General features: G+C 38.8%; 1 protein-coding gene. It reads left to right on the top strand.

Annotated elements, in window-relative coordinates; translation table 11 throughout:
- A partial coding sequence (locus ACYQ4S_RS12955) for a Mu transposase domain-containing protein (RefSeq protein WP_459771597.1) occupies positions 1-255 on the top strand: 255 nt, incomplete at both ends.

The raw sequence follows: 255 nt of genomic DNA, 5'->3' as shown, positions 1-255 counted from the left end.
AAAAAGAGCACCTCCATAAGCTAAAAGATGACTTGTTAAATCCTTATTTTGAAGACTCTATTCGCCGTAAAGTCACAAAGGAAGCAATGGTCATTTTCCGCAAATGTAGGTACTCTGTAGACCCTCGCTATATCGGAAAAGAAGTTGACTTGGATCTTTCCGAAAACGAAGAGCACGTGCACATTTATTATAACGGAGAACAGATTCGTTCGCACCCACTTACCACAAAAAGATTGAACTATAACCAAGAAGATT

This window comes from Alkalibacterium sp. s-m-28 (genome assembly GCF_054658175.1).
The sequence above is the reverse complement of the archived record's forward strand: the minus strand, read 5'-3'. Positions and strand labels throughout refer to the sequence as shown.